This is a genomic window from Streptomyces kanasensis (assembly GCF_043077165.1).
In the GTDB taxonomy this organism is placed as follows: domain Bacteria; phylum Actinomycetota; class Actinomycetes; order Streptomycetales; family Streptomycetaceae; genus Streptomyces; species Streptomyces changanensis.
On sequence record NZ_JBIBSF010000018.1, the window covers coordinates 37,668 to 50,172 of the forward strand.

A 12,505-nucleotide genomic window follows, 5' to 3' on the forward strand; every position below is an offset into this window, starting at 1 on the left:
ACAGGCTGGAGCGCGGCTACTGCCCGGCCGGGTCCTCTCCGAGCTCGGAGAGGATGGTGCGGGCGACCATCAGAGCGACTTCAGGCTGAGCCCGTGCGACCTCGCGGACCCTGCCCTCGTCGAAGGTGCCGGGACTGGTCTGGAACCGCAGGACAGGCATAGTCGGCGACGGGGCCGGGTCCTCATTGCCGCCTGCCGGAGTCACCGCCAGGTCCAGCTGGTCACGGACCTTCTCAAGGGACGGAGCGCTGGTGTCGCCGGTGGCTTCGGCGGTGGTCCACACGAGGCGGACCTTCTCCTTGCCGTGATTGGTCAGTACAGGCGAGAGGACATCGATCTGGCGTACGCCGAGAGTTCCGACATTCAGCCCCGCCAAAGCCTCCATCAGCGGCTCCTCCTTCACCATGCGGAATGCATGTTGTCGGGAGACCTTCACCAGCCGGAGCCAGGCCGACCACGACCGGCACGGCTTGCCGGTCGACGGGTCGATGATGTGCTGCCAGGAACCGCTGGAGTGCGCGAGGCGAACTGCCGGCCCGGCGTAGTGGAAGTACGCGGCCAGCGCGCGCTTCTCCATCGCGTCACGCAGGGTCTGCGCGGCGTGCAGCCGCTTCTCGCACGCCGTGATGATCTGGCCCGGGGCGCCGTCCTGTGGCAGCTCCGCGACGAGCGCTTGGTGAATGGCCGTAGGAAGGCCCTCGGTCACGGCCGTCGGGATGGCCGACCTAGAGGGTTCGACCTGGGCCTGACTCCCGGCCCCCTGTGCTTGGCCCTCGGTACCGTGGGGCTCATCGCCGGTGCCCTGCGTCGGCACCGGCTGGGAGGCTGCCCCCGGCTGTCCGGCCTGGTCGACCGTGTCGCGTGTCACGACTACGGGGAACCCTGTCACAGGTGGGAAGACCTTGCGCCCGCTGCCCTGCGGGGCGGTGCCGGCGTGCGCCGCGTCCGACCCGGTGGGAACCTGTGCTCCCTTGACTGCCATCAGACCGCCACCTTCTCCAGCTCACGCTTGACGATCAGGCCCGTCCCCAGGGCCTCCTCCCGGGTGATGATCTGCGACTCGACGAGGAGCGGGATGAAGTTGACCAGGTCCTTCCAGCGGGGACGCTCTTCCTTGTCGGCGGCGGTCAACTTCTTGTCCTCGAACGAGTCGGTGGCGGGTCCGGGGATGCGCCCGTAGGTCCGCTTATAGGCGACCAGCATCGGAATTTCCGTGTCGAGAAGCGGGTACGGCCCGCCCTCTTGGTCCTCGTTGAGGAGGCGCTCGCGTGCGTCGATCCGATCGTTGCTGTTCTCGCAACGGCTGAGCACGTAGTACAAGGACAGCGGCTTCCCCGTGTTGTTCAGGGCCGCCCCCATGAATACGGCCTCCCTGGTCTGCGGAGCCTGCTCAGTGTCGCCCTCATCGGGGCACAGCGGGATGAGGAGGATGTGCACCCGGCGCACCGCCGCTAGGAAGCACTCGTAGTTGCCGCCGCCGACGTCAATCACGATGTCATCGACGTCCCCACGAGCCCGGACCTTGTCGATCTCCTTGTCGAGGTCGGCGAACGGGTGCCGGATGACCTCGAAGGGCCACGGGTAGTACCCACGCATTCGGGCCTTCACCGGCCACTTGCTGCTCGTCTGACTGGCACTGTCCGCGTCGAACATCACGACCTTCCGGCCGAGGATGACCGCCAGGAACAGGGCGATCAGCTTGGCCAAGCGGGTCTTGCCCGTGCCGCCCTTCAGGGCTCCAACTGCGATGACGCGGGGCTGTTTCCGCGGCGCGGTTTCAACGGCCGGAGGCCCGCTAGGCTCAGGAATGGCTTTCGTCACGGTCTTCCTCGCAAGGTGGATTCGGTGGGTGGCCTGTCCGGCGCTTGCCGTCTCTGGCAGGGGGCGGGCGCCGGAGCATTGCCCGCAGGGGAGCGTAGCGGCGCGGGCCCTGCGAGACGGGTAGGACCGTGTGAAACGGGCAGATGCGGTGCGTACGGAAACCCGCTCGATGACACGTCCCTCCAACAGCCCAACCGCCGTACCGAGCCGCTCAGCGTTTCCGTTAAGCATGCCGCACGCCCCCACGCCGGCACCCAGATGGAAGCTCGCCATGCTCGCTGATCTCGACATCTCCCGCCTGAGACTCCAGGTCCGGGGCCTTCCCGTGCTCAGCGCATCAGCTGAGCTGGTCCGCGGTCATTTCCACGACCTGGAAGACCTCACGGACTCGATCAGGGAGGGCTTCGGCCCCGGGGGCAGCTGGTGCGAAGTGGGGCAAGACCTGCACACAGTCACGCAAGGAGACGCGGAGATCCGTCTGCGCCAACGAGAGGACGGCTCGGCCTGGCATGCGGACTACTTCCAGGCTGGATGGCTCAGCGGCAGGTTCGACGGCGTGCCCGCGGAACGGCGGCTCGACGTGGCTTCCTACGTGGACCGCACCGACGCCCTGACCGAAGGGCTCCTCCAAGCGTCCGACCTGCGCGCTGCGGCAGCCGAGGGTGGGTTCCCCGCGGTGGACCGCCTGGTCCGCCACCACGTCCGCCTCGCCGACGAGAGGTACGCCGCGCTCGACGACCTCGTAAGCAACCTGGTCACCAACGAGGGGCGGCTCCCAGGATGGGCCCTCAACTTGGTGCACCGTGAGGCAGACGATCTCAACGCGACGCGCGAATGGATGACCAACGCTGTCGTGGAGTACCACCACGGCACCGCCGGCAAGCGCCCGGACACGATCTTCGGCGGCATCCAGTTCGACTTCACGCACTTCCTGTTCAACCTCGTCCCCGGCCGGGCAGCGTAGATCCCGGCCCGAGGCCAGACCTGCCGGTGGGGTCGCTGGTCCCCCTGGAGAAGCCCCTGGAGCATCGTTGAGGTGCGGTCAGCGGTCAGGTGGTGAATGGCGGCTGACAGGTCCGTCGGCGGTCGGAGCCGGCGCCGTGAGGGCGAGTCCTGGCACCGGACCGTCAGGCGTTCAGGCCGAGGACCACGGCGACGGACCCGGGGCCAGGTACTCCTGCAGCGCCCGCTCCCGCCACCGCTTCGCGCCCTCCGTGAAGTGCGTATCGCGCCGGTTCGTGGCCATGTGCGTCCGGGTCAGGTCGATGACCCAGTCGTCGACCTGGTGGCGCTTCTCCAGGGCGTCCAGCGCCTCGCGCATCCGCATCCGCTCGTCGCTGCCCTCTTCGGCGGCAAGACGCCTTTTGTTGAGGGCGTCCATGATGCAGATCTGCCCGACGCGCAGGAAGTCGCGGTACTCCTGCCCGCCCTTCTCCAGCCGGGCCGCGGTCTGCTCGGCGGTGAGCGCACCGCAGCTGCGCGCGGCGAGCGCGGCCGCCAGGGCTACCGCCTCCTGGCGGCGCTTCTCGTCGTAGCGGACGGTCCCCTCGGCGTACGACTCATCGGGGTGCCGGTCCATCAGCGCCCGGCCCTCCTGCGTCCAGTCGTGGGCCCAGGCGTCCGGGTAGCGCGGCCCCCACGTCTCGGCGAACGGGAACGGGCCGCCGGTGCCGACCCGCAGGAGGGCGGCGGCGATGCTCGCCGGGTTGCGGCCGCCGACGAACCAGCCGAGCGTCTCCCAACCGCTCTCCCCCGACCAGACCCGCAGGTCGTAGGTCGGCGGGTGCTTCTCGCCCTGGAACCAGGTCGGCTCCGGAGTCGGGTCGGTGGAGGCCGGGCGGCCCTTGGGCCAGGCGTTGAACAGCAGGCGGGGCACCACGGGGCGGTCCGGGTCGGCGTTGACCAGGTGGACGCGGGCGGGCAGGGTGCCCAGGTCGGTGGTGGAGTGCTCCCAGACCTCTGCGCGCAGGTCACCGCAGTCCCCGCCGGCCGGACGGGACGGGCTGCTCAGCCGGTGGGCGACCAAGGCGTCGGCCAACAGGACGGCCTTGTCGAGGCGGTCACACCAGGCCCGCGTCCTCCAGCTCGGCGCGCCGCCCGAGTGGTCCTCCCCGATGATTCCGTCGGGCACGTAGTAGCTCCGCACCTCGAAGGGCAGATCCGGGCTGGGGCACATCGGGTCGAGGGCGGCCGGGAAGGCGCCGGGCTGCTCCACCGACCAGCCGTTGTGGGCGTACCGCCAGAAAGGCTCCCGGTTCGAGCACCAGACCACCGGCCACAGAGCGGCGACTTCCACCCGGCCGTCGTCCAGGCGGTGCGGCACGGGCACCCGCGTGCCCTTGGGCACCGCCCTGATGCAGTCGGGTACCTCGTGGATGACGATGCCTTCGGCGACGGGGTCGGCGACGCCCCAGCGGACCCCGTCGTCCCGCTGGACCATTGTGGTGCGGGCGCCTTCATCCCACCGCACTGTCACCGGCACGGTGCCGTGCTCGGCGACGACGGCGGACAGCGCCGGCACCACCACGTCGTCCCACTCCGGGAACGGCTCAGAGGCCGGATCCTGGGCGGCTCGCAGGGCGGCGGTGAACTTCTCGCCCTGGCGCGCGGCGGCGCGGGCCTTCTTTGAGGCGCTCGGCTGCTTCTTCGGCGGCATGCGTACTCCAGACGCGGCGGTCTCCCACGCTTCCGCCGGCCAGGTACGTCGGGGCCGAGCAGGATGACACGGTGGTGCTTCTCTTCGCGGGCCCCGGGAGACCTTGACCGGCTGTGCCCGGGCGGCGTGGGCGCCGGGCGGCGGTGGACGGCAGTACGCGGCTAGCCGTGTGGTGCAGCACCACGGTAGCGCCCCAGATCAGGCGACGTGTGAGCATCGGCAGACTCCCCCTTCGGCGGGACGGGCCCACGCGGATTGCCGGTCTGCCGTGGTGCCGTATAGGCCGCTGCGGGGAGAACTGCACGAAGGTGGGCGACCGTGTCGAAAGTTGAGGCCGGTGTGACTGCGGTGGCGAGAGCCCACCGGGCGGGGTCGGCCCGGCCGAACGTCCGCGTCCGCACGCCCTCGTCCGCGGTCCAGAAGGCAGTCCGGGCCGTGACCGTGAGGGCTAGGCCAAGCCGGCGTACGCGATGGCCAACACGGTGAGCACCAGGGTGTCGCGGCCGATGAGGATGACGGCGGTGACGTGCCCGCGAGCGACGGTGCGGACGGTGCCGTCGTCGTGCCCGTAGGGCTCAGAGCAGCCGAGCGGGTCGCCTTGGGCGTCGACGAGGCAGACGGCGAGGTCGCGGCGCGCGCGGTCGGGGAGCTGCTTGTAGGTGTCGAAGACGTCGTCGGGGAAGTTCAGGCGGTAGGTCACGCCGCTCCCCGGCCGTGCTCGTCCCGGGGGTCGGCGTCGCGGAGAAGGTCGGCGGTGCGGTCCTCGCCCGCGAGCCCGTCCGGCAGGCTGCCGCCGCGCGCCGCCCAGGACCGGGCGGACTCGATGCGGCGCTCGGCGGCCTGGAGCTGCTCGGCGGCCGCCGCCCACCGTTCCAAGACCGCAGGGAGTTGGTCGAGGGGGGTGAGGTTGACGTCCTGGAGGAGCTGCTGGCGCAGCGCAGAGTGCGGCAGGGCGTGGTGGAGCCGGTCCACCGTCCAGGTCTCACGTCCAGTCATCTGGCACCTCCCCTGAGTCGCGTCACGGCATACAGTACGCCCGCCCAAGGGGCCGGCAGGAAGACAGCAGGCACCTCTGTGGAGAAACCCCTGGCCACCCGCTGATTCGGATGGCCGGCTCTGCTGCGCGGACTGCTTCGCGTCGCCGGATGGCGACAACTCTCGCATCAGCAGGGGTGCGGAGACCTCGCCGGCCCCGCGAATAACGTGACGAAGTGTCGTTCTGAGCAGCGAGCAACCGGTACCGAGGGACCATGACCACAAGAGGTGGGCCGATGGCCACTGGAGCGAGTGGGTCCGCTGGAGGCGCCGCGGCGACGACTGGCGTGCCGAGTAGAACCAGACGGCGTACGTCGCACCACTGACGGAAAGTTGGGCTCGGACCGAGTGATCGGGCCGAGCCCAGGTGCTTCCAGCTGCAAAATCTCAGCCGTCGGGGTCGAGGTCCACGAGTTCAGCTGCCTCCTCCAAGGTCCTTCTCCCCTGCTCCGTGGCCGCCGGGGGCTGCCCCGACCTCTTGGCGTACGCCCGCGTCTCGCGCACAACACCGCGCACGTACACCAGGAGGTTGGCGCGCTCGGAGGCGGTGCGCCGGTCGTCGATGGCCTCGGCGAGCTGCTCCCACCAGAACCCGTCGTCGTCGGGGTCGGCGGGGATCTCTCCCACCTCGTAGTGGTTCAACAGAGCACGTGCGACGGCGTCCAGATCGGCGTAGCGCGCTTCCCCAGCCGCGATGAACTGGGCTTCCGCGAGACGCGCCTCCATGGCCCGTCGGTCGATGAGGTGGGCGACCTGCGGTTGCCGCCGATCGCCGGGGCGGCCCTTGACGGTGACGTACAGCCGCTTCCGAAGGTTCATCGCGCTTCCAGGATTCGGCTCCCCGAGCCGGTCGAGGTACCGGAGCCTGAGGGCCAGTTCTTTCCACGAGGTCCCGCCGGCGCGGGCGTCGTCGATCGCGGAGAGCTGGAAGGGGTCGGCGGCAAGGCGCAGCCACTCGGCCAGCTGCATCCGTAGCACTGCCGCCCTCCGATACGTCTCGCCCGTGAGCCGATGGGCGTGCTCCTGGGCGAAGGTGAGTACACCGAACAGCTCCTGGTCACCGGGCCAGCGCTCCAGGTACTGCTCGTCCTTGCCGGCCTCGCGGTGCAGTTCGTACAGCTCGGCGGCCAGCACACGCGGTGTCTCCTCGGGGGCCTGCCTCGCGGGGCGTGTCTCGCGAGTTGTCGGCGGCGGGGACTTGCGGGAACGTCGCATCGTCGTCTCGCTCTCCTAGGGAGCGGCGCTGACCTGCGCGTTTCAGTCTGTCGTGCTACATCGCCGAACGGCCGCCCGCCGTAGCGTATCGCCTTCAACGCGCTCTTTTCCTACTAGGAAACGTCATGCGCATGACACGCCAAAGGTTGGCGAGAGCGCCCTATGAGCGGCCTTGCTCGGTGTCAACGAAATGGTGACAATGTGTACCCGGCGAGGTGCGTAAGGCGACACGACCGGCTGGTCGAGCACGAGGAAGCCGGCCGGGGACGGGACGAACGACCCGGAGACCGGTCGTTTAGCGGCGAACGACAAACCGGCAAGCCTGAGGTGCCTGGGGCCTACGATGAGCCGGTGACCGAGACGCTGCCCCCTGCGGGCATTGACCTCTTCGACGTTGCACGGCTCCAGTTCACGGAGGCCGAGGAGCCGCCGTTGTCACCTTCGGATGAATTGGCCAGAGACCGCGTGTGGACCGAGGCCACCCAAGCCAATCCAACGCTGTTCGACGGCCCTGTGGTGGCCTGTGGAGGGCTGGAGTGGACGGGCCCGCGCGTCCTGCGGCTCTCCTGGGTGCGTGTGACCTACCGGCACTACGCCCTTCGGCGTGTCCCCGGCGCCACGGCGCTGCCGTCGCTGTTCGTCAATGTGGTTCAGCCGACCGATGACGGCCGTGTGCTGGCCGCGCGGATGTCGTCCTCCACGGCCGCCCCGGGCCGCTGGCAGCTGCCGGGTGGATCTGTGGAGCCTCCTCAAGACGGGCAGGTCTTGGAGGCGTCGGCGCTGGCCGAGCAGGCCGCTCGGGAGCTGGCGGAGGAGCTGGGTGTCGGCACAGCCACCGAGGACCTGACGCTGTGGGTCGTCACCCGCGGCGAGAACGGCAGTGTCGGCGCGACGTACCTGGCCCCGCCGCTGCCCGAGGCGACGCTGCGCGCGGCGTTCTGCGCTGCGGCGGCGGCAGAGCGCGCGAAGGGCCGCATGCCTGAACTCGACGACATCGCGCTCCTCCGTTCGCCGGAGGAGCTGGCTGGCCTGACCGGTACGCACGCGGACTACCTGGAGCCGATCGTCCGCCGCTACGCCGGGCGCCGCTGAGGCTGGGCGGCCTCGTTCAAGCGCCGGTGAGGAGGTCGCGCCCCCGTTCGTCGAGGTCGGCCACGCACCGCAGGCCGCGGGCCCGGAACCTCGCCAGGTCGCTGCGCATGCGGGAGACGGCCTTGCGGGTGCGGACGGAGTGGACGCCGTCCATGTGGTCCAGCGCCCGATGCCAGGTGGCGCACGCCTGCTCGATGCTGCCGCGCTTGAGGTGCATCTCGGCACCCGCGACCAGGTCCAGGGCGACGATCCGCGCGTAGGTGTCCGCCGGGCGGGCCGCGGCGGCCAGTGCGTAGTGCTCGGCCGCGGCCCGATGGTCGCCGATGGTCTCGTGGACCTTGGCGGTGCGGGAGTACACGGACGCGGCGGGTGGGCCCCAGGCCAGCGCCCAAAAGGGCACCTCGTCGCCCGGGGCGCTGGTCAGGAGGGCGCGGGCGTGTTCGGCCTGGACCAGGGCGGCACGGTGCTTGCCGCTTTTGGCCAGGGTGTGGGCGTGGACGACGCGGAAGAGGGCTTCGGTCTGGGCGTCGACCTGTCCCTTGGCCCGGTTCAGGCCGGTCTCGGCCAGGCTCATGCAGTGCTCGGGGCGGTGGAGCTTGAGGCCCTGCATGGCCATGGTGCGCATCACGAAGCCGTCGTGTCCCGGGAGGCCGGATTCGGCGGCCAGGGCGTAGGACTGGAGGTAGTAGCGCTGGGCGAGGCCCTGCTGCCCGGCGTCGTAGCTCTTCCAGCCGAGCAGGTGCACGCCTCGGCTGGCGGCGGAGAGCATCTGCCGGCGGACTTCGTCGGTGCGGAAGCGGGCCCGGCACAGCGGGGCGACGTCGTCGCGAAGGTAGGTGACCAGGGCGCTGCGGCCGTGGCGGCCGCCGTGGCGCTCGTCCATCTCGGAGAACGCGCGGATCATGTCGCGGACGGCGGCGACTTCCCCCATGCCGACGGTGTAGCCGGTGCGGGCTGCGGCGGTGCGGTCAGCGATGTCGTGAAGGTGATGCAGGGGCAGGGCCGCGGCCGCCGTGGAGTAGGCGGAGGCCGTCAGGAAGCGGCGGCGGTCCAACTCGTACCTCCACATCGGCAGCAGGGCATCCAGGGGATCGGCCCCAAGGGACAGTCCGATGGTGTCATCTACGGCTTCGGCTGGGGAGGGCAAACCGAGGTCGGCGGGCGTCAGGAGGCGGCCCAGGCGGCGGGAGAGCGCGACCGCGAGGTAGCGCGGGGTGTCCCCGCGGGGCACGGAGCCGGAAACCCAGTGCTCGACGTTGGACTTGTTTGTGCGCAACCGGGCGCCGCATTCGGCGGCGACCGCGCGGACTGCCCTGGCTAACGCCTCGTAAGTGAACCCGGATTCTGCGACAAGCGCGCTGAGCTGGACGTTCGGCGTGCGCGTGGTCATGAGCACCTGCCCCGTATACGCGATATACCCCTTGCCCTGCCCGTTACCGTACCGCCGCGACCGCGCCGCCGGTTGACTTCTCATCAGGCACCGAGCCCGGCGGCCGGCGTCAGCGCCGCCCCGGATCTGCCCACCGCCCACGTTCGCAGACCGCATGTGCTGTGCCATGCGCTGAGGAGGGATCGCCATGGAGGAGTGGGATGAGCGCTGGATCGCAGGCAGGGCATCGGCGCTGCTGGCGGCGGAACACGAACGGGTCCCCATCGACGCGCTGAGCGCCCGATGGCCGGGGCTGTCGTTGGAGGCGGCCTACCGCGTTCAGGCCGCGGCGGTCGGACGGCGGATCGCAGCCGGCGCGCGCGTCGTGGGTCACAAGGCCGGTGTGACGTCAAAGGCCATGCAGGAGCAGATGGGCGTCGAGGAGCCGGACTCCGGTGTCCTGCTGGACGACATGGTGCTGCCCACCGGCAGCGCCTTGGACCGATCGGTGTTGATGCGGCCGCGGGTGGAGGCCGAGATCGCGTTCCGGCTCGGCTGCGACCTGGCGGGCCCGACCGTGGGCCTGGAGGAGGCACAGGCGGCGGTGCAGGAGGTGTTCCTCGCCCTGGAGGTGATCGACACCCGCTTCACCAGCTGGCGCATGACGGTCGCAGACAGCATCGCCGACAACGCTTCCTGCGCCCGGGTCGTCACCGGCCCCATGGTGCCTCTGACCGCGGACATGGACCTGGCCGCCGAGCCGCTGGTCGTCAGCGTCGGCGGCGCCGCCGTTGCCACCGGGGAAGGCCGCGCGGTCCTCGGCGACCCGCTGCGTGCCCTGGTCTGGCTCGCCGGGCGGCTGCACCGCTTCGGCGGCGGCCTGCGTGCCGGCCAGGTGGTCCTGGCCGGAGCCGTGCACGCCAGCCTGCCCTTGGAGAACCGCAACACCGTCCGCGCGCATTCGCCGCAGCTCCCACCGGTGGAGCTGCGCGTCGTCTAGCCCTGGGCGCCGGACAGCCCCCACCACCCCTACCCCTCTGAGCGAAGGAGCGGCCGATGGTTGCTGATGGACAGCGTCTGCGTGTCGCCGTACTCGGCGCGGGCCTGATCGGCATCGACCTTGTCGACAAGATCCGCCGGTCGGCGCGGCTGGAACCGGCCCTGGTGGCGGGCCGCGACCGAAACAGCCTGGGTCTACGCCGGGTAGCCGACATGGGCCACCCCACGACGGCCGGCGGGATCGACGCCGTGGTCGAGGCCGGACCCTTCGACGCGGTCTTCGACGCCAGCAACGCCGACAGCCACGCCGAGCACTGGGCGGCACTGCGCCCGACGGGCACCACCCTGATCGACCTGACCCCCACGGGCCTCGGCGCCGTCGCCATCCCGGGCGTCAGCAGCCACCGGTCGGCGGCCCGCCGGCACCTGAACCTGGTCAGCTGCGGCGGGCAGGCGGCCATCCCGATCCTGCACGCCATCTCCAAGAGCTGCACCCCCACCTACATCGAGGTCATCTCCACCGGGGCGAGCGCGAACGCCGGACGGGCCACCCGCCTGAACCTCGACCAGTACATCGCCACCACCTCCGACGCGATCCGGACCTTCACCGGCGTCCGGGAGGCGAAGGTCATGGTCAACCTCAGCCCCGCCCGGCCCGCCCCTCCGTTCCGGGTGGCCATGACCGTTCTGGCAGACGGCATCCGGCCCGCACCGGTGCGCACGAGCATCGCGGCCGCCGCCCAGGCCGTGCGTGCCTACACACCCGGGTTCAAGGTGGCCTCACTCTCCGTGGACACCGGCCGGATTTCGGTCGCGGTGGAGGTCACCGCCGTCGGCGGCCGCCTTCCTCGCCACGCCGGGAGCATCGACATCATCAACGCCGCCGCCGTCCTGCTCGCCGAGCAGACGGCCGCCGCCCCTCGATGAAGGGAACCGATCTCATGGACAGCACCGGGACCGAGCAGCCCCCGATCCTCCTGCACGACCCGACCCTGCGCGACGGCCACCACGCGGTCGGCCACCAGCTCGACGCCGACCAGCTCCGCGCCTACGCCACCGCCGCGAACGCCGCCAACGTGCCGGTGGTGGAGGTCGGCCACGGCAACGGGCTGGGTGCCTCCAGCCTCCAGATCGGCCGCGCCAAGCTGGATGACCCCACGATGCTCACCGTCGTCCGCGAGGCCCTGACCTCCTCCAGGATGGGCGTCTTCATGGCCCCCGGCTGGGGCACCGCCAGCGACCTCGCCGCCGCCGTCCGCCACGGCGCCGACGTCGTACGGATCGCCGCGCACTGCACCGAGGCCGACGTCACCGAACGCCACCTCGGCGCCGTCCGCGAGCTCGGCGCCGAAGCCCAAGGCGTCCTGCTCATGAGCCACATGGCCGGCGCCGGCGAGCTGGCCGAACAGTGCGCCCTCATGGTCAAGTACGGCGCCCAGGCCGTGGGCATCATGGACTCCGCAGGGCACTACCTCCCCGCGGACGTCACCGCACGCGTGCACGCCATCGCCGCCGCCGTCGACGTCCCGGTGATCTTCCACGGCCACAACAACCTGGGTCTGGCCGTGGCCAACTCCCTCGCCGCCGTGGACGCCGGCGCGTCCATCATCGACGCGACCGCCCGCGGGTTCGGCGCCGGGGCCGGCAACACCCAGCTCGAAGTCCTTGTCGCCGTCCTCGACCGCCGCGGCATCGCCACCGGGATCGGCCTGCGCGAGATCCTGGCCGCCTCCGACGTCGCCGCCGACCACCTGATGAAGACCCCGCCGTCCATCGACTCGATCGCCGTGGTCAGCGGGCTGGCCGGAGTGTTCTCCGGCTTCAAGCGGCCCGTCCTGGAGATCGCCCGCACCGAAGGCGTCAACCCCCTCGACCTGTTCCTCGCCCTTGGCGAGCGCCAGGTCGTCGCCGGGCAGGAAGACCTGATCGGTGATGTCGCCCGGCAGCTGAAGGCCGCCGCCCGATGACCCGTGCCACCCCAGTGTCCCCTCGCCCCGCCCCGCCGACGGGCGGGCACTCCTCCGCCTCGCGCACCTGACCCGGCCCCCACCACTAACCGCCTCGCTCCCCGGAAGGAACCCAACATGACCGATGACCTCACCCGCCTCCTGGTCGACGACCTCAGGCTGCCCGCCGACCGGCTCACCGACGACGCCAGCCCCGACCAGGCGGGTCTCGACTCTCTCGCCGTTGTCGAGCTGTCCTTCCTCCTCGCCGACCGCTACGGCATCGACGTCGCCTACAGCGACATCGAGCGCGCCGGCACCCTCGGCGACCTCGACCACCTCATCACCACCAAGCGCAGCGAAAGGTGAACA

General features: G+C 70.9%; 13 protein-coding genes. 6 read left to right on the top strand and 7 right to left on the bottom strand.

The window, feature by feature from the left end; genetic code table 11:
* Window positions 1-16 precede the first annotated feature (16 nt).
* Both ACF053_RS29445 and ACF053_RS29450 read right to left on the bottom strand, forming a co-directional pair.
* On the bottom strand, window positions 17-982 hold the full coding sequence (locus ACF053_RS29445) for a hypothetical protein (protein ID WP_391956797.1): 966 nt from the start codon (window positions 980-982) through the stop codon (window positions 17-19).
* The gene (locus tag ACF053_RS29450; protein WP_391956798.1) at window positions 982-1,821 is read right to left on the bottom strand and encodes a nucleotide-binding protein; all 840 of its coding nucleotides are present in this window, start codon (window positions 1,819-1,821) and stop codon (window positions 982-984) included. Before ACF053_RS29450 ends, ACF053_RS29445 begins: the two co-directional genes overlap by 1 nt.
* 271 nt (window positions 1,822-2,092) lie before the next feature.
* Between ACF053_RS29450 and ACF053_RS29455 the strand changes: the two genes are divergently transcribed.
* Window positions 2,093-2,785: a hypothetical protein gene (locus tag ACF053_RS29455; protein WP_391956799.1), complete on the top strand. Its 693-nt coding sequence runs from the start codon at window positions 2,093-2,095 to the stop codon at window positions 2,783-2,785.
* 171 nt (window positions 2,786-2,956) lie between these two features.
* Here the strand turns inward: ACF053_RS29455 and ACF053_RS29460 are convergent, their stop codons facing one another.
* From ACF053_RS29460 to ACF053_RS29475, 4 genes are all read right to left on the bottom strand, one after another.
* Entirely contained in the window at window positions 2,957-4,477 is a 1,521-nt protein-coding gene (locus tag ACF053_RS29460) for a hypothetical protein (protein ID WP_391956800.1), read from the bottom strand.
* A 448-nt stretch (window positions 4,478-4,925) separates the two neighbouring features.
* Window positions 4,926-5,177, bottom strand: coding sequence for a hypothetical protein (locus tag ACF053_RS29465; protein ID WP_391956801.1), 252 nt, complete (start codon window positions 5,175-5,177; stop codon window positions 4,926-4,928).
* Window positions 5,174-5,473, bottom strand: coding sequence for a hypothetical protein (locus ACF053_RS29470; RefSeq protein WP_391956802.1), 300 nt, complete (start codon window positions 5,471-5,473; stop codon window positions 5,174-5,176). The genes ACF053_RS29465 and ACF053_RS29470 overlap by 4 nt, the downstream gene beginning before the upstream one ends.
* 426 nt (window positions 5,474-5,899) lie before the next feature.
* A complete protein-coding gene (locus ACF053_RS29475) occupies window positions 5,900-6,646 on the bottom strand; it encodes a hypothetical protein (RefSeq protein WP_391956803.1) in 747 nt (248 codons plus the stop codon).
* A gap of 432 nt (window positions 6,647-7,078) precedes the next feature.
* Here ACF053_RS29475 and ACF053_RS29480 point away from each other — a divergent pair, with 432 nt between their 5' ends.
* Window positions 7,079-7,819, top strand: a complete 741-nt coding sequence (locus tag ACF053_RS29480) for an NUDIX domain-containing protein (protein WP_391956804.1) — start codon at window positions 7,079-7,081, stop codon at window positions 7,817-7,819.
* Window positions 7,820-7,835: 16 nt separating this feature from the next.
* On the opposite strand, the gene ACF053_RS29485 is transcribed toward ACF053_RS29480, so the two are convergent.
* Window positions 7,836-9,209 (bottom strand): hypothetical protein, encoded by a 1,374-nt coding sequence (locus ACF053_RS29485; RefSeq protein ID WP_391956805.1) that lies wholly within the window; start codon window positions 9,207-9,209, stop codon window positions 7,836-7,838.
* A gap of 187 nt (window positions 9,210-9,396) precedes the next feature.
* Here ACF053_RS29485 and ACF053_RS29490 point away from each other — a divergent pair, with 187 nt between their 5' ends.
* The 4 genes from ACF053_RS29490 to ACF053_RS29505 all read left to right on the top strand — a co-directional run bounded on the left by ACF053_RS29490 (window position 9,397) and on the right by ACF053_RS29505 (window position 12,502).
* A complete protein-coding gene (locus ACF053_RS29490; protein WP_391956806.1) occupies window positions 9,397-10,188 on the top strand; it encodes a 2-keto-4-pentenoate hydratase in 792 nt (263 codons plus the stop codon).
* A 56-nt stretch (window positions 10,189-10,244) separates the two neighbouring features.
* The gene (locus ACF053_RS29495; RefSeq protein ID WP_391956807.1) at window positions 10,245-11,114 is read left to right on the top strand and encodes an acetaldehyde dehydrogenase (acetylating); all 870 of its coding nucleotides are present in this window, start codon (window positions 10,245-10,247) and stop codon (window positions 11,112-11,114) included.
* Window positions 11,115-11,128: 14 nt separating this feature from the next.
* A complete protein-coding gene (gene dmpG, locus ACF053_RS29500) occupies window positions 11,129-12,154 on the top strand; it encodes a 4-hydroxy-2-oxovalerate aldolase (protein WP_391956808.1) in 1,026 nt (341 codons plus the stop codon).
* A gap of 117 nt (window positions 12,155-12,271) precedes the next feature.
* Window positions 12,272-12,502, top strand: coding sequence for an acyl carrier protein (locus ACF053_RS29505; protein WP_391956809.1), 231 nt, complete (start codon window positions 12,272-12,274; stop codon window positions 12,500-12,502).
* Window positions 12,503-12,505 lie beyond the last annotated feature (3 nt).

Excerpts from the sequence above, each read along its gene's own strand:
- ACF053_RS29445 (WP_391956797.1), bottom strand. The coding sequence starts at position 982 with ATGGCAGTCAAGGGAGCACAGGTTCCCACCGGGTCGGACGCGGCGCAC.
- ACF053_RS29455 (WP_391956799.1), top strand. The coding sequence starts at position 2,093 with ATGCTCGCTGATCTCGACATCTCCCGCCTGAGACTCCAGGTCCGGGGC.
- ACF053_RS29460 (WP_391956800.1), bottom strand. The coding sequence starts at position 4,477 with ATGCCGCCGAAGAAGCAGCCGAGCGCCTCAAAGAAGGCCCGCGCCGCC.
- ACF053_RS29470 (WP_391956802.1), bottom strand. The coding sequence starts at position 5,473 with ATGACTGGACGTGAGACCTGGACGGTGGACCGGCTCCACCACGCCCTG.
- ACF053_RS29485 (WP_391956805.1), bottom strand. The coding sequence starts at position 9,209 with ATGACCACGCGCACGCCGAACGTCCAGCTCAGCGCGCTTGTCGCAGAA.
- ACF053_RS29490 (WP_391956806.1), top strand. The coding sequence starts at position 9,397 with ATGGAGGAGTGGGATGAGCGCTGGATCGCAGGCAGGGCATCGGCGCTG.
- ACF053_RS29495 (WP_391956807.1), top strand. The coding sequence starts at position 10,245 with ATGGTTGCTGATGGACAGCGTCTGCGTGTCGCCGTACTCGGCGCGGGC.
- dmpG (WP_391956808.1), top strand. The coding sequence starts at position 11,129 with ATGGACAGCACCGGGACCGAGCAGCCCCCGATCCTCCTGCACGACCCG.
- ACF053_RS29505 (WP_391956809.1), top strand. The coding sequence starts at position 12,272 with ATGACCGATGACCTCACCCGCCTCCTGGTCGACGACCTCAGGCTGCCC.